Source organism: Vibrio sp. 9-16B-A1, assembly GCF_056726165.1.
In genome coordinates, this window is the sequence record NZ_JBSDZD010000017.1 from 45,103 (window position 1) to 60,103 (window position 15,001).

Annotated in this window: 11 protein-coding genes; 7 read left to right on the forward strand and 4 right to left on the reverse strand. The window is 55.9% G+C overall.

Translation table 11 applies throughout. The features are described from left to right. The first annotated feature begins 126 nt into the window (after nucleotides 1-126). Nucleotides 127-1,386, forward strand: a complete 1,260-nt coding sequence (locus tag ACVB80_RS21330) for a malic enzyme-like NAD(P)-binding protein (protein ID WP_481083306.1) — start codon at nucleotides 127-129, stop codon at nucleotides 1,384-1,386. A gap of 175 nt (nucleotides 1,387-1,561) precedes the next feature. On the opposite strand, the gene metJ is transcribed toward ACVB80_RS21330, so the two are convergent. Continuing rightward, nucleotides 1,562-1,882, reverse strand: a complete 321-nt coding sequence (gene metJ, locus ACVB80_RS21335; RefSeq protein WP_481083307.1) for a met regulon transcriptional regulator MetJ — start codon at nucleotides 1,880-1,882, stop codon at nucleotides 1,562-1,564. Between the two features lie 264 nt (nucleotides 1,883-2,146). On the opposite strand from metJ, the gene ACVB80_RS21340 reads away from it, so the two are divergent. The 3 genes from ACVB80_RS21340 (at nucleotide 2,147) to metF (ending at nucleotide 6,781) form a co-directional block, all read left to right on the forward strand. Next, the gene (locus ACVB80_RS21340) at nucleotides 2,147-3,313 is read left to right on the forward strand and encodes an O-succinylhomoserine (thiol)-lyase (RefSeq protein WP_481083308.1); all 1,167 of its coding nucleotides are present in this window, start codon (nucleotides 2,147-2,149) and stop codon (nucleotides 3,311-3,313) included. After that, nucleotides 3,313-5,724, forward strand: coding sequence for a bifunctional aspartate kinase/homoserine dehydrogenase II (locus ACVB80_RS21345; RefSeq protein WP_481083309.1), 2,412 nt, complete (start codon nucleotides 3,313-3,315; stop codon nucleotides 5,722-5,724). Before ACVB80_RS21340 ends, ACVB80_RS21345 begins: the two co-directional genes overlap by 1 nt. Nucleotides 5,725-5,884: 160 nt before the next feature. Further along, entirely contained in the window at nucleotides 5,885-6,781 is an 897-nt protein-coding gene (gene metF / locus ACVB80_RS21350) for a methylenetetrahydrofolate reductase (RefSeq protein ID WP_481083310.1), read from the forward strand. 73 nt (nucleotides 6,782-6,854) lie between these two features. Here the strand turns inward: metF and ACVB80_RS21355 are convergent, their stop codons facing one another. The 3 genes from ACVB80_RS21355 to argE form a co-directional block, all read right to left on the reverse strand. Beyond that, the gene (locus ACVB80_RS21355) at nucleotides 6,855-7,394 is read right to left on the reverse strand and encodes a PadR family transcriptional regulator (RefSeq protein WP_481083311.1); all 540 of its coding nucleotides are present in this window, start codon (nucleotides 7,392-7,394) and stop codon (nucleotides 6,855-6,857) included. Nucleotides 7,395-7,780: 386 nt separating this feature from the next. Continuing rightward, the gene (gene ppc, locus ACVB80_RS21360; RefSeq protein WP_481083312.1) at nucleotides 7,781-10,411 is read right to left on the reverse strand and encodes a phosphoenolpyruvate carboxylase; all 2,631 of its coding nucleotides are present in this window, start codon (nucleotides 10,409-10,411) and stop codon (nucleotides 7,781-7,783) included. Between the two features lie 233 nt (nucleotides 10,412-10,644). Then, on the reverse strand, nucleotides 10,645-11,781 hold the full coding sequence (argE, locus tag ACVB80_RS21365) for an acetylornithine deacetylase (protein WP_481083313.1): 1,137 nt from the start codon (nucleotides 11,779-11,781) through the stop codon (nucleotides 10,645-10,647). A 140-nt stretch (nucleotides 11,782-11,921) separates the two neighbouring features. Here argE and argC point away from each other — a divergent pair, with 140 nt between their 5' ends. From argC to ACVB80_RS21380, 3 genes are all read left to right on the forward strand, one after another. Continuing rightward, entirely contained in the window at nucleotides 11,922-12,926 is a 1,005-nt protein-coding gene (gene argC / locus ACVB80_RS21370; RefSeq protein WP_481083314.1) for an N-acetyl-gamma-glutamyl-phosphate reductase, read from the forward strand. 10 nt (nucleotides 12,927-12,936) lie between these two features. After that, complete coding sequence (gene argB / locus ACVB80_RS21375) at nucleotides 12,937-13,722, forward strand: acetylglutamate kinase (protein ID WP_481083315.1); 786 nt, start codon at nucleotides 12,937-12,939, stop codon at nucleotides 13,720-13,722. Between the two features lie 61 nt (nucleotides 13,723-13,783). Beyond that, nucleotides 13,784-14,998, forward strand: a complete 1,215-nt coding sequence (locus ACVB80_RS21380) for an argininosuccinate synthase (protein WP_481083316.1) — start codon at nucleotides 13,784-13,786, stop codon at nucleotides 14,996-14,998. The last annotated feature ends 3 nt before the right edge of the window (nucleotides 14,999-15,001 follow it).

Genomic DNA, 15,001 nt, shown 5'->3' on the forward strand with positions numbered 1-15,001 from the left:
TTTCGTTTGAATCACAATTCAGGGCTATGGTTGTTGACTTTTTATCTGGGCACCCGGTCTGACATCCGGTATTATACAGCGCTCGTGTAACCTTTTCGTAACCTCACACAGCAGGATCCTGTCATCATGTCCGAAGACAACAGCCAAAATGATTTCCGCCAACAGGCACTGGACTACCACGCATTTCCGACCGCAGGCAAAATTGGTGTCGAGCTGACCAAGCCAGCCAATACCGCCGAAGACCTGGCACTGGCCTACAGCCCGGGTGTGGCTGAGCCGGTACGCGAGATCGCGCAGAATGCTGATAACGTTTATAAGTACACCGCGAAAGGAAACATGGTGGCGGTGATCTCTAACGGTACCGCGATTCTGGGTCTGGGTAATCTGGGCCCGCTGGCATCCAAACCGGTTATGGAAGGCAAAGCGCTGCTGTTCAAGCGCTTTGCAGGACTGGATTCGATTGATATCGAAGTGAAACACCGCACTATCGAAGAGTTTGTCGATACCGTAGCGAACATCGCCGATACTTTTGGTGGTATTAACCTGGAAGACATCAAAGCACCTGACTGCTTTGAGATTGAGCGCCAGCTTATTGAACGCTGTGACGTACCGGTTTTCCACGATGATCAGCACGGCACCGCGATTGTAACCGCAGCAGGTATGCTGAACGCGATTGAACTGCAGGGTAAAGAGCTGTCTGAATCGACCATCGTGTGTCTGGGCGCAGGCGCAGCCGCCGTGGCCTGTATGGAGCTGCTGATCAAATGTGGTGCGCAGCGTGAGAAGATCTACATGCTGGACCGCAAAGGCGTGATCCACACCCGCCGCGATGATCTGAATGAGTACAAGAAGCTGTTCGCCAATAATACTGACAAGCGTACCCTGGAAGATGTGATCGAAGGTGCCGACCTGTTCCTCGGTGTATCCGGCCCGAATTTGCTTCCTCCGGAAGCGCTGAAGCTGATGGCTGACAAGCCGGTGGTCTTCGCCTGTTCAAACCCGGATCCTGAGATCAAGCCTGAGCTGGCACACGAAGTCCGTGATGACCTGATCATGGGTACCGGCCGTTCGGACTACCCGAACCAGGTAAACAACGTTATTTGTTTCCCGTTTATTTTCCGTGGCGCACTGGATGTACGTGCCAGTGAGATCAACGATGAAATGAAACTGGCCGCGGTCGATGCGATCCGCCAGCTGGCCAAAGAGCCGGTACCGGCAGAAGTACTGACTGCCGCCGGTGTTGATGCGCTGGAATTTGGTTCGGGCTACATCATCCCGAAACCGATGGACCCGCGCCTGCTGCCACGCGTCGCCAAAGCGGTCGCCCAGGCGGCTGTTGATTCAGGCGTTGCCCGAATCGAAATGCCGGAAAATTATATGGCGTAATAAAAAAAGGTGCCCGGGTGGCACCTTTTTTTATGGTTGCGTGGTACGTGGTACGTGGTACGTGGTACGTGGTACGGAAAGCGGAACCTGTACCATTATCAGGCACACATAATGTTCAGCGCATTCCCCGCGTCCCCCGAAGCGAAGCGCCCGCGAACCGCGCACCAAGAGTTACTTACTCCTCATCAAACGCTTCGAACGCAATGCCCATTTCCGTCATCAGTGCTTTTACTTCTGCCGGGATGTCGTCAGGGCGGTCTTTACGCAGATCTTCATCGGTCGGCAGGGGCTGGCCGGTGTATGCGTGCAGGAACGCTTCACACAGCAGCTCGCTGTTGGTGGCGTGGCGCAGGTTATTGACCTGGCGGCGGGTGCGCTCGTCGGTCAGTATCTTCAACACTTTCAGTGGGATAGATACCGTAATTTTCTTAACTTGCTCGCTCTTCTTACCATGCTCGGCGTAAGGGCTAATGTATTCGCCGTTCCAGTCTGCCATTGCGCACCTTTAATTATGCTTGTCGTAGATATGAGACCGGGTCGGCCATAAGGCGGCTCAATCTCTGAATAGGGGGTGATTTTAGCGACTTTTACCGCCACAAGCAAAGACATATAGACGTCCAGAAGTGTTGACGTCCAGTTTTGTGACCGGTACAGTGTTGGATAACGCGACTGACCGCGAGAAAGTATTACGCCGTATGTTGTCCGGCAGCCATTACTGGTATAACAGATAACAATGAACATGGAAAGGAAGACCAGTCTTATGAGTGAGCGTAAGCCAGCAACCATTGCTGTCCGCACCGGCATAGAGGAAGACAGCCAGTATCATGCCGTTGTTCCCCCGATTTATCTGTCCACCAATTACGGTTTTCCCGCCTTTGGTGACGTCCCCAAGTATGACTACACCCGTTCAGGTAACCCTAACCGCTCTCAGCTGGAGCGGGCGCTGGCCGGGCTCGAATCCGGCGAAGGAGCGGTGATCACCAATACCGGTACCGCTGCGATCAACCTGTGGGTGACCAGTCAGCTTGGTCCGGATGACCTGATTGTTGCTCCTCACGACTGCTATGGCGGCACATACCGTTTACTCAATACCCGCGCCCTGAAAGGGGACTTCAAAGTTGCTTTTGTGGACCAGTCTGATCAGCAGGCACTGGCCGGCGCACTGGCGAAAAAGCCAAAACTGGTGCTGCTTGAAACCCCGTCCAACCCGCTGGTGCGGGTCGTGGACATTGCTCATGTGTGTGAGCTGGCCCATGACGCAGGCGCGCTGGTGGCGGTCGATAATACTTTTCTGACACCCGTGTATCAAAAGCCGCTGGAGCTGGGTGCGGATTTCGTCATTCATTCCACCACCAAGTACATCAACGGTCACTCGGATGTGATCGGCGGGGTGGTGATCTGCCGCTCGGCGCAGCAGGCTGAAGAGCTGGCCTGGTGGGGCAACTGCCTCGGCGCGACCGGTACTCCGTTTGACAGCTATATGACCCTGCGCGGCCTGCGCACCCTTGGAGCGCGGATGCGCCAGCACGAAGAGAACGCCAATCTGATCCTGGCGTACCTGCAGGGCGAAGCGCTGGTGGGAACCCTGTATCACCCGAGTCTGCCGGACCATCCTGGCCATGAGATCGCAAAGCGTCAGCAGAGCGGTTTTGGCTCGATGCTGAGCTTTGAGTTTGCCGGTGACCAGCCGCAGCTGGAGTGTTTTGTCGGTGCGCTGAAACTCTTCTCGCTGGCAGAGTCGCTCGGCGGAGTGGAGAGTCTTATCTGTCACCCAAGCTCGATGACGCACAGGGCGATGAGCGATGAAGCTCAGCTGGAAGCAGGTGTGACCACCAGACTGCTGCGCCTGTCGGTCGGCCTGGAAGACAGTGATGATCTGATCGCAGACCTGAAGCAGGCATTTGAACAGGCCAGGGAGGCAAACTGATGAGTGAACTGAGACAGCTGCACAAATTTGGCGGCAGCAGCCTGGCGGATGCTGAGTGTTATCAGCGGGTGGTTGGGATCCTGCGTGAATACTCACGTCCGGACGACCTGGTGGTGGTATCGGCTGCCGGCAGTACCACCAACAAGCTGCTGGCCTGGCTGGCTGCGCTGGATAAAGACGGCCGGGTAGCGCATGAACACCTGCAGGCGCTGCGTCAGTTCCAGACCGGGCTGGTGGAGTCACTGCTCAATGAGGCGTATGCGGAACCTTTGCTGGTCCAGCTGGCTCAGGAGTTCAGCGCACTGGGTGAGCTGACCGCTCCGCTGACGGAAGCGCAGAAAGCGGCCGCTCTGGGTCACGGTGAAGTCTGGTCGGCCCGTTTGCTGGCTGCATTGTTGTGTCAGTCGGACCTGGAGTCTGCCTGGCTCGATTCGCGCGATTTTCTGCGCGCAGAAGCCGGTGCCCAGCCAGAAGTGGACCGGGCGCGCTCCTGGCCGCTGATCAAAGCCTCACTTGCCCAGCATTCACACCGCCGGCTGGTGATCACCGGCTTTATGGCCCGTAATGAAAGCGGGGAGACGGTGCTGCTGGGCCGGAACGGCTCTGACTATTCGGCCACTGTTATCGGCGCGCTGGCAGAAGCGGGCCGGGTTACCATCTGGAGTGATGTGGCCGGGGTATTCAGTGCGGACCCGCGTAAAGTGGAAGATGCCTGCCTGTTACCGCTGCTGCGCCTGGATGAAGCCAGTGAACTGGCGCGCCTCGCTGCACCGGTACTGCACAGCCGTACCCTGCAGCCGGTCGCCCAGAGCGCGATGGATCTGCATTTGCGCTGCAGCTATCAGCCAGAGTCCGGTTCGACCCGTATTGAGCGGGTACTGGCGTCTGGTCGCGGTGCGAAAATTATTACCTCCCTGGATGAAGTGCTGCTGCTTCAGCTGCGCTTTGCCCACGGACACGATTTTGAGCGACAGCAGCAGGAAGTGCTGGCCTCGCTGACCCGGGCTCAGATCCAGCCGCTGGCGTTTGAAGCCCAGGCGGATCAGGGTTGCCTGCTGCTGGCCTATACCGCTGAAGTAGCGGGTGAGGCGCTGCGCTATTTGCAGGATCTCAGTATCGAAGGCGAACTGAGACTTAAAGAGGGCTACTCGCTGGTGGCTGCCGTTGGAGCCGGGGTGACCAGTAACCCGAATCACTGCTACGGCTTCTATCAGCAGCTGAAAAACGCGCCAGTGGAGTTTATCCACGAAGCAGATTCAGGGCTGAGTCTGGTCGCGGTACTGCGCCGGGTGGATACCGATCCTCTGCTGACAGGTATTCATACCCAGCTGTTCCAGGCGCAGAAGCGTGTGGCGCTGGCGCTGTGTGGTAAGGGTAATATCGGCTCGGCCTGGGTAAGTCTGCTGGCTGAGCAGAAAAGCGAGCTGGCCAAACGCCACGGCATGAGCTTTGACCTGGTGGCGGTGATCGACAGCCAGACCTGCTGGATTGATCTGGACGGCATCGAGGTGTCCGAAGTGAACACCCGTTTTGACGATGAGGCCGCGCCGTACAGTGAAGGCGAATGGCTGGAACGATTGTCTGATCAGTCACGTTACGATGAAGTCATCGTACTGGACGTGACCGCCAGCCACGAGCTGGCAGAGTGTTACCCGCAGATCGCTGAGCATGGTTTTCACCTGATTTCGGCCAACAAGGTCGCCGGCTCTGCGCCGCAGCACTTCTACCACCAGGTACAGGATGCGTTTGGCAAGACCGGCCGTCACTGGCTGTACAATGCGACTGTAGGGGCAGGCCTGCCAATTAACCATACGGTGCGCGACCTGCGTGAAAGCGGTGATGAGATCCTGGCGCTGTCGGGGATCTTCTCCGGTACGCTCTCCTGGCTGTTTCAGCAGTTTGACGGCAGCGTACCGTTTGCTGACCTGGTGGATCTCGCCTGGCAGCAGGGGCTGACTGAGCCCGATCCGCGCAGTGACCTCGATGGCTCGGATGTGATGCGCAAGCTGGTGATTCTGGCGCGTGAGTCCGGCTTTGATATTGAGCCGACTCAGGTAAAAGTGGAATCCCTGGTTCCTGAACCCCTGGCCGGGCTGAGTCTGGATGATTTTCTGGATAAGGGCCATCTGCTGAGTGAGCTGCTGGCAGAGCGGCTGGAGAAAGCCCAGCGTGACGGTAAAGTGCTGCGTTATGTGGCTCGCCTTGAGCGGGATGGCAAAGCCACCGTAGGGGTTGAGGCGCTCAATCCTGAACATCCGCTGGCAAACCTGCTGCCGTGTGACAATATCTTTGCCATTGAGAGTAAGTGGTACAAGGATAACCCGCTGGTGATCCGCGGTCCGGGTGCCGGGCGGGAAGTGACCGCCGGGGCACTTCAGTCTGACCTCAACCGTCTGGCAGCTATGCTGTAAAGATGAAGATGAGTTGAGCTCACTCCCAACATGAGGAACTTTCATGTTGGGAGTATTGACTTCAATTCTGATCCAAGAGATATTTTGGACATATAGACGTCTAAATGATTATTGACGCAGGGATAATAACAGGCCGCAAGGCGGCACAGGGAGAAGTGGTATGGGTTACACACACGCGAGCCATCTGGACGCTCTGAATCAGAACATTGCTGAGCTGTCGGACGACATCAACGTATCGTTTGAGTTCTTTCCGCCGAGTTCTGAAAAGATGGAACAGACCCTGTGGAACTCGGTCCACCGTCTGAAAACACTGCAGCCGAAATTTGTATCGGTCACCTACGGCGCCAACTCTGGCGAACGCGACCGTACTCACTCCATCATCAAGGAAATCAAAGCGCAGACCGGCCTGGTCGCTGCACCGCACCTGACCTGTATCGATGCCAGTCGTCAGGAGCTGATTGATATCGCCGAGGACTACTGGGCAAACGGGATTGAAAGTATCGTCGCTCTGCGTGGTGATATTCCACCGGGTGGTGGTCATCCGGAGATGTATGCTTCGGATCTGGTTGAGCTGCTGAAATCGCGCCATGATTTTGATATTTCAGTGGCGGCGTTTCCGGAAGTACACCCGGAAGCCAAAAGCGCCCAGGCGGATCTGCTCAACCTGAAACGTAAAGTCGACGCTGGTGCCAGCCGCGCTATTACTCAGTTCTTTTTTGATGTGGAGTCTTACCTGCGTTTTCGTGACCGCTGCGTAGCGGCCGGGATCGACGTGGAGATCGTACCGGGCATTCTGCCGGTGTCGAACTTTAAGCAGGCTTCGCGTTTTGCCGGGATCAACAATGTGAAAATTCCGGGCTGGATGAGCAAACAGTTTGAAGGCCTGGATGATGACCCGCTGACCCGTCAGATCGTTGGTTCCAGTCAGGCGATTGATATGGTACGCGTGCTGAGCCGTGAGGGCGTGAAGGATTTCCACTTCTATACCCTCAACCGGGCAGAAATGACTTACGCGCTGTGCCACACTCTGGGCGTTCGTCCACAGCAGGGCGCATAAACGGATATATTGCGAATACAAAAAGGGAAGCCGTAATGGCTTCCCTTTCTCTTACCCCTTCTGCACGTCTGGCTTACGCCATAGCTTCTAACTCTGTCAGGACTTCTTCTGCCCATACAATCCATGCTTCACGAAGCAGCAGGTTGCGGCGCAGGGTCAGTCGCTCCAGGCGAGCCTGCTTGTCCAGCGTTTGTGGCTGGGCATAGTACAGGTTTTCGATTTCCTGGTAGTGGTTGATCAGCTGACGGGACTCTTCGATCAGGCCTTTCATCTGCTCGATGAATGACGCAGATTCTTCTACGGAACAAGCCATCAGCTTGGCTGAGAACTCGTCGCGTACCGTCGGGTGTGCAGTTGGTTGTTCGAACCACTCGCCCAGTGCCTGGCGGCCAGCGTCAGTAATGGAGTAGACCTTGCGGTCCGGTTTACCTTCCTGTGGCTCTAATACACATGTGACAAGTTGGTTCTGAGCCATTTTGTTCAGCTCGCGGTAAACTTGCTGATGGCTCGCTTTCCAGAAATAGCCAATACTGTATGAGAACTCTTTAGTGATGTCGTAGCCTGTAGCATCTCGTGTGCTCAAAACAGTAAGGATTACGTGCGGTAATGACATGTCTTCAATCCAATGGTCAATCAAAACTCAAATTCGTTGCCGGACACCTAATCGTGCTTCTGAGTCACTATTTAGTCAGTGTGTTCGGCAAACTCCCGCGTAAAAACACGGCGGGTTCTGTCACCAATTAAGCCATTATGTCACCTAGAGGGAGGGCGGGTGTCTTGTATTAGCCTGACACTTGTTTTGTCGCCCCCGAATGCTGCTGCGGATTGTTATTAGTCGGATTTACAGCGGGCGTAAAGCATATCAATAATAATAAGCATAAAGTAGAATAGAGGGACAAAATTTCCTAAAAAACTGACAAAATTCTCAATATGCTACTACGGTAAAATAAAAAGCCGCATAAAGCGGCTTTTTGTCTCACTTGCAGGATTAATCGCTGCTTAACCGGTGTTTCGCATACCGGCTGCGATACCTGCAATGGTCACCATCAGGGCTTCTTCCAGCTCAGCTGACGGAGTTTCGCTCTGGCGGGTACGGTAGAGCAGCTCAGCCTGAAGCAGGTTCAGTGGCTCAACGTAGATATTACGCAGGCGGATGGACTCAAGACCCCACGGGTCGTGCTGCATCAGGTTTTCTGCGTTCTCTACATTCAGTACCGCTTTGATGTCGGTTTCCAGCTGGGCACGCAGTTTGTCGCCCAGCGGCCACAATGACTTGTCAGCCAGTTTCTGATCGTACAGGCGGGAGATCTCAGCGTTGCACTTGGAGTAGACCATTTCCAGCATACCCAGGCGGGTAGAGAAGAACGGCCACTCACGGCACATTTGCTCCAGCAGCGCCTGATGGCCCTTGTCGACGGAGTACTGGATCGCTTCACCGGCACCCAGCCAGGCTGGCAGTACCAGACGGTTCTGGCTCCAGGAGAAGATCCACGGGATAGCACGCAGGCTTTCCACGCCGCCTTTCGGGTTACGCTTGGCCGGACGTGAGCCCAGAGGCAGTTTGCCCAGCTCCAGTTCCGGTGTGGCGCTGCGGAAGTAAGGTACGAAGTCTTCTTCACCACGGACCACATTGCGGTACGCTTCACAGGAGACTTCAGACAGTACGTCCATCAGGTCGCGCCAGTCCTGCTGTGGTTCCGGTGGTGGCAGCAGGTTCGCTTCCAGGATCGCGCTGGCGTACATGTTAAAGCTGTTCACCGCCACTTCCGGCAGACCCAGTTTAAAGCGGATCATCTCGCCCTGCTCGGTTACGCGCAGGCCGCCTTTGAGGCTCTTCGGTGGCTGAGACAGCAGCGCCGCGTGCGCAGGTGCGCCACCACGACCAATGGTACCGCCGCGGCCGTGGAACAGGGTCAGCTCGATATCGGTTTCTTCAGATACCTGAACCAGGGCTTCCATCGCACGGTACTGAGCCCAGCCTGCCGCCATAACACCGGCGTCTTTGGCGGAATCTGAGTAACCGATCATGACCATCTGGTGGTTCTGGATAAAGCCACGGTAGAGGTCAATAGACAGCAGCTGACGGACCACGTCCTCTGCGTTGTTCAAATCTTCCAGGGTTTCAAACAGCGGGCACACATCCATGCGGTACGGGCAGCCGGCTTCCTGCAGCAGCAGGTGAACGGCCAGTACGTCGGAGGCGGTGCGCGCCATGGAAATCACGTAAGCGCCAAACGCTTCACGTGGCTGGGAGGCGATCACTTTACAGGTGTCGATCACTTCCTGAACTGCTTCAGATGGTTGCCAGTCCAGTGGCAGAAGCGGGCGTTTTGAGCTCAGCTCATTCACCAGGAAGGAAATTTTGTCCTGCTCGCTCCACTGATCGTAGTCGCCGATACCCAGATAACGGGTCAGCTCAGACAGTACGTCAGAGTGACGGGTACTTTCCTGGCGGATATCCAGGCGTACCAGGTGAACACCAAACGCTTTAATGCGGCGCAGGGTATCGAGCAGGGAACCATCGGCAATTGAGCCCATGCCACACTCGTGCAGTGACTGGTAACAGGCATACAGCGGATCCCACAGCTGATCAGCGCTTTTCAGGGTTGCCTTGTTCGGAACCTCGGTCGCGTTGATCTTGGCATCAAGAACTTCGATGGTGTCAGTCAGCAGGGTGCGCAGGCGCTTGAGGATAGCGCGGTACGGTTCGTGCTCATCACCGGCCAGGGCGCGTACTTCATCGTTGCATTTGGTCATCGACAGTTCGCTGACCAGTTCCTGAATGTCACCAAGGTAGAGGTCTGCCGCTTTCCAGCGTGACAGGCGCAGTACTTCCTGCGTAACTGAGTGGGTGACAAACGGGTTACCGTCGCGGTCACCGCCCATCCAGGATGAGAAGTGTACCGGGCGGGCGTCGATAGGCAGGCCTTCACCCAGGTGGCTCTCAACGCGCTCATCGAGTTCGCGCAGGAACTCCGGCACAGCTTCCCACAGTGAGTTTTCAACTACTGCGTAGCCCCATTTGGCTTCATCGAGCGGGGTCGGGCGCTGCTGGCGGATAACGTCGGAATGCCACATCTGGGCAACCAGCTGATCCAGGCGGCGTTCGGTTTTATGGCGCTCTTTGTTTGAGAGATCAGAGAGTTCCAGCTTGGAAAGACACTTATTGATCTTAACCAGCTTGTTGATCATGGTACGACGGGTGATTTCCGTCGGGTGGGCGGTCAGAACCAGCTCAATGTTGAGATCCTGTACTGCTCGCGCAACATCCGGTTTGGAGATGTTGTTCTGATTCAGTTTGGCAAACAGGGTATTGATAGCGTCTGGTTCACAGACATGAGCGTCACAGTGACGTGAAATAGTGTGGTACTGCTCAGCAATATTGGTGAGATTCAGAAACTGGTTAAACGCCCGTGCGACCGGGGTGAGTTCATTGTCGCTGAGGTTTTCAATTTCTTTGTTCAGGCGCGTCCTGTCGTCCTGATTACCACCGCGAGCTGATTTAGACAGCTGGCGAATCGTCTCGACTTTATCCAGAATGGCATCGCCGTGTGCTTCCTGAATGGTCTGGCCCAGGATCTGGCCCAGCATACGCACATTGCTTTTCAGCGCGGCATATTTCTCGTTCATTCTTCCCGCCTCGTAATAAAATTACATCCGTTGTTTCGTCCTAAGGAAACAATCTAGCGAAAAAATTCGGCCTGAGTCAAATAAAGTCCGGGGTATTTATAATTAATCCGCCTCATTTTGATACTGGTCATTTTATGTGCTGGGCATGTTTCGAGACTGTGAAAATAAATTACATTTTCTGCCATAAAGGTGACAAACCGCCTACATATCAGGCGGTTGTCATAAGAAAAGAGTCAGAAGCAGTAACGCTGAATGGCCCGTTTGAGCAGGCTGATAGTGGGGTCAATAAACTCAAAGGCCAGGTATTCATCCGGCTGGTGCGCCTGGTCGATGGAACCCGGGCCGAGCACCAGAGTCGGGCAGAGCTGCTGCAGGAACGGCGCTTCGGTGCAGTAGTTGACGGTCTCGGAAGCCGAGCCGGAGAGCTCTTCCATCTGATGGATAAACGGATGGTTATGCTGACACTCGTAGCCCGGGATCGGATCGTGCAGTGAACGGATACTGACTTTACCCGGCCAGCGGGCTTCAACATCTTTAAGGGCGTCGCGCAACAGGTCTTCCAGCCCGTCCAGGCTCATGCCCGGCAGCGGGCGGACGTCATAGTGCAGCTCGCAGCAGCCGCAGATCCGGTTTGGGCTGTCACCGCCGTGGATATGCCCCAGGTTCAGGGTCGGGGACGGGATCTCAAAGCCCGGGTGGCGCCACTCTTTGATCAGCCTGTCGCGAAGCTGCATCATGGCAAACAGCACTTCGTGCATGATTTCGATGGCGTTAACCCCCAGCGCCGGATTGGAAGAGTGGCCGGATTTGCCGGTCACCCGGATGGCGTTGGCCACGTGGCCTTTGTGAGCGCGGACCGGCACCAGGCTGGTGGGCTCGCCAATCAGACACTGGTCCGGGGTAAACGGGCTGTTTTCGGTGAAATAGCGCGCGCCGGACATGGTGGTCTCTTCATCACAAGTCGCCAGAATCCAGAGCGGTTTTTTCTGGTCCTGCCAGCGGGTCTCTTTCACCGCTTCGAGAATAAAAGCAAAGAAGCCTTTCATATCTGCGGTGCCAAGTCCGTAAAAACGGTTGTTGGCTTCGGTCAGGGCGTGCGGGTCGAAGTTCCAGCGGCCTTCGTCAAATGGCACGGTATCGCTGTGTCCGGCCAGCAGCAGCCCGCCGTCGCCTTCTCCCATACGGGCAATCAGGTTGTGTTTGTTGTCCGCCACCTGCTGGATCTGGACAGCAAATCCAAGCGTTTCCAGCCAGCCGGCCAGTTTGGCGATCACTTCGGTATTGCCCTGGTCCCAGCCAGGGTCACTTGAGCTGATGGACGGGGTTGCGATCAGCTCGTGATAGGTCTGTTTAAATCCGGGTATTTGCATTGATTGTCACTTCCACTGTTGACAGCGTATCCATAAGAGGATAAAACACATATTAAATCACATTTAATGAATAAAAACTCAATCTGACGCGATAGTAAAGTATTTATAGTCATTTTGAGTCGCATGACGGACGTGTTGAGATGTTGAAAACCATAATTATCGGTGCAAGCGGTTATACCGGTGCAGAGCTGGCGCAGCTGGTTCACAAACACCCACAGCTCAAGCTAACAGGTTTGTATGTATCCGCCAACAGCGTTGATGCAAACAAATCCCTGAGCTCGCTGCACGGTCACCTGACCGGGGTGGTGGAGATGCCGGTACAGCCCCTGACTGACCCTGCCGCCGTTGCCAGAGAAGCCGACGTGGTGTTTCTGGCGACGGCGCATCAGGTCAGCCATGACCTGGCGCCGGTATTTATGGAGCAGGGCTGCCGGGTGTTTGACCTGTCCGGTGCCTACCGGGTGACCGGGGATGCTTTCTACCGCGATTACTATGGTTTTGAACATCAGCACCCTTACTGGCTGGAGAAAGCGGTCTATGGTCTGGCGGAGTGGAACGCCGCAGAGATCGCAGAGGCAGAGCTGGTGGCGGTACCTGGCTGTTACCCGACCGCGTCGCAGATAGCGCTGAAACCTGTGCTGGACGCCGACCTGCTGGATACATCGGTATGGCCGGTGATCAACGCCACCAGTGGTGTATCCGGCGCCGGGCGTAAAGCCAGCCTGACCAGCAGTTTTTGCGAAGTCAGCCTGCAGCCTTACGGGGTTTTCAGCCACCGTCATCAGCCGGAAATTGCCACTCACCTGGGATGCGAGGTGATTTTTACCCCGCACCTGGGCAACTTTAAGCGCGGCATTCTGGCGACCATCACCTGCAAACTCAAATCCGGCGTCAGCGCGGCTGACGTGGAAGCGGCGATTGGTCAGGCCTATCAGGGCCAGCCGCTGGTCAGGCTGATGAAAGAACAGCTGCCATCGATTCAGAAAGTGGCCGGGACGCCGTTTGCAGATCTGGGCTGGCAGGTGAAAGGAGAGCACCTGATCCTGGTGTGCGCCATCGACAACCTGCTGAAAGGCGCGGCCAGTCAGGCGATGCAGTGTCTCAATATTCGATATGGTTTTGCGCCACAAACGGCGCTGGTATAAGGACGTGACTATGAGCAATCCAACCCCTTTGGTAATTAAGCTGGGTGGTGCTGCCTTAGAGTGCAGCCAGACCCTGGAAAAACTCTTCTGCGCGATCAGGGAGTACCAGAGCGGACAGCGACGATCAATCGTGATTGTTCATGGAGGAGGCTATCTGGTGGATCAACTGATGGCTGACCTTAAGCTGGAAACAGTGAAAAAAGACGGTCTGCGGGTGACCCCTTATGAGCAGATCCCGGTGATTGCCGGTGCGCTGGCCGGTACGGCCAACAAGCTGCTTCAGGGCGCGGCGATCAAAGCCGGCATTATGGCGGTGGGCCTGAGTCTGGCAGACGGTGGCCTGTGTCAGGTCAGTGAGCTTGACGAGGAGCTGGGCGCGGTGGGTAAAGCCGAAGCCGGTGACAGTACCGTGCTCGATGCCATTCTGGCGACCGGCAGCCTGGCGATCATCAGTTCAATTGGCCTGACCAAAACCGGCCAGCTGATGAACGTCAATGCGGACCAGGCGGCAGTCGCCGTGGCGGCGGCGCTGGATGCAGAGCTGGTGCTTCTGTCGGATGTCAGCGGCGTACTGGACGGCAAAGGTCACCTGCTGCAGCAGATGGATAAGCCAACCGCGCAGGCGCTGATCAAAGGCAAAGTGATCACCGACGGGATGATCGTCAAGGTAAACGCTGCACTGCAGGCCGCTGAAGAGCTCGGCAGGCCGATTGAAGTGGCGACCTGGCGTTACCCGGACAAACTGAACCAGCTGTTTGCCGGACAGAGCATCGGCACCCGTTTTTTACCAATTTAAAGGATTAAGTACCGCTGGCGCTGACAACAGAAAACAGCACCAGGGTCGAAGGAGATTTAGGATGAACAAAGTAAGCGTAAATAAAGTGGTTGTGGCCTATTCGGGCGGTCTGGATACCTCTGTGATCATTCCGTGGCTGAAAGAGAACTATGACTGTGAAGTGGTGGCGTTCGTGGCCGATGTGGGCCAGGGCGAGGAAGAGCTGCAGGGCATCGAAGAGAAAGCCAAAGCCTCTGGTGCATCAGAGTGCTATATCGCTGACCTGAAAGAAGAGCTGGTGGCGGATTACATTTTCCCTACCCTGAAAACCGGCGCCCTGTATGAAGGTAAATACCTGCTGGGTACCTCGATGGCGCGTCCGATCATCGCCAAAGCCCAGGTCGAAGTGGCGCGTAAAGTGGGCGCGGATGCCCTGTGTCACGGCTGTACCGGTAAAGGTAATGACCAGGTACGTTTCGAAGGCGCGTTTGCTGCGCTGGCACCGGACCTGACCGTGATCGCCCCGTGGCGTGAGTGGGATCTGGTCAGCCGTGAGCAGTGTCTGGATTACCTGGCAGAGCGCAATATTCCGTGCAGCGCGTCGCTGACTAAGATCTACTCGCGTGATGCCAACGCCTGGCACATTTCAACCGAAGGCGGCGTACTGGAAGATACCTGGAACGCGCCAAACGAAGACTGCTGGGTATGGACCGTGGAGCCGGAGCAGGCACCGGATCAGGCCGAGTTTGTGACCCTGAAAGTAGAAAAAGGCGCAGTGACCGAAGTCGACGGTGAGAAGATGACACCGTACAACGCACTGGTGTACCTCAATGACAAAGGCGCGAAGCACGGCGTTGGCCGTATCGACATCGTGGAAAACCGTCTGGTGGGCATGAAGTCCCGTGGCTGTTACGAAACCCCGGGTGGCGCCATCATGATGGAAGCGCTGCGTGCGGTAGAGCAGCTGGTGCTGGACAAGAGCGCGTTTGAGTTCCGTGAGGAGCTGGGCCTGAAAGCGTCGCACCTGGTGTATGACGGCCGCTGGTTTACCCCGCTGTGCAAGTCGATCCTTGCAGCGACCGAAGAACTGGCGCAAGATGTGAACGGTGAAGTTGTGGTCAAACTGTACAAGGGACAGGCGACCGTGACTCAGAAACGTTCGGATAACAGCCTCTACTCTGAAGAGTTCGCTACTTTTGGCGAAGATGAGGTGTACGACCAGAGCCATGCCGGCGGCTTTATCCGTCTTTACTCTCTGTCGAGCCGCATCCGTGCGCTGAACGAACAAAAAAAATAATCC

What these genes read in the sequence shown, in the direction of transcription:
- ACVB80_RS21330 (WP_481083306.1), top strand. Translation starts at nt 127, where the DNA reads ATGTCCGAAGACAACAGCCAAAATGATTTCCGCCAACAGGCACTGGAC.
- metJ (WP_481083307.1), bottom strand. Translation starts at nt 1,882, where the DNA reads ATGGCAGACTGGAACGGCGAATACATTAGCCCTTACGCCGAGCATGGT.
- ACVB80_RS21340 (WP_481083308.1), top strand. Translation starts at nt 2,147, where the DNA reads ATGAGTGAGCGTAAGCCAGCAACCATTGCTGTCCGCACCGGCATAGAG.
- ACVB80_RS21345 (WP_481083309.1), top strand. Translation starts at nt 3,313, where the DNA reads ATGAGTGAACTGAGACAGCTGCACAAATTTGGCGGCAGCAGCCTGGCG.
- metF (WP_481083310.1), top strand. Translation starts at nt 5,885, where the DNA reads ATGGGTTACACACACGCGAGCCATCTGGACGCTCTGAATCAGAACATT.
- ACVB80_RS21355 (WP_481083311.1), bottom strand. Translation starts at nt 7,394, where the DNA reads ATGTCATTACCGCACGTAATCCTTACTGTTTTGAGCACACGAGATGCT.
- ppc (WP_481083312.1), bottom strand. Translation starts at nt 10,411, where the DNA reads ATGAACGAGAAATATGCCGCGCTGAAAAGCAATGTGCGTATGCTGGGC.
- argE (WP_481083313.1), bottom strand. Translation starts at nt 11,781, where the DNA reads ATGCAAATACCCGGATTTAAACAGACCTATCACGAGCTGATCGCAACC.
- argC (WP_481083314.1), top strand. Translation starts at nt 11,922, where the DNA reads ATGTTGAAAACCATAATTATCGGTGCAAGCGGTTATACCGGTGCAGAG.
- argB (WP_481083315.1), top strand. Translation starts at nt 12,937, where the DNA reads ATGAGCAATCCAACCCCTTTGGTAATTAAGCTGGGTGGTGCTGCCTTA.
- ACVB80_RS21380 (WP_481083316.1), top strand. Translation starts at nt 13,784, where the DNA reads ATGAACAAAGTAAGCGTAAATAAAGTGGTTGTGGCCTATTCGGGCGGT.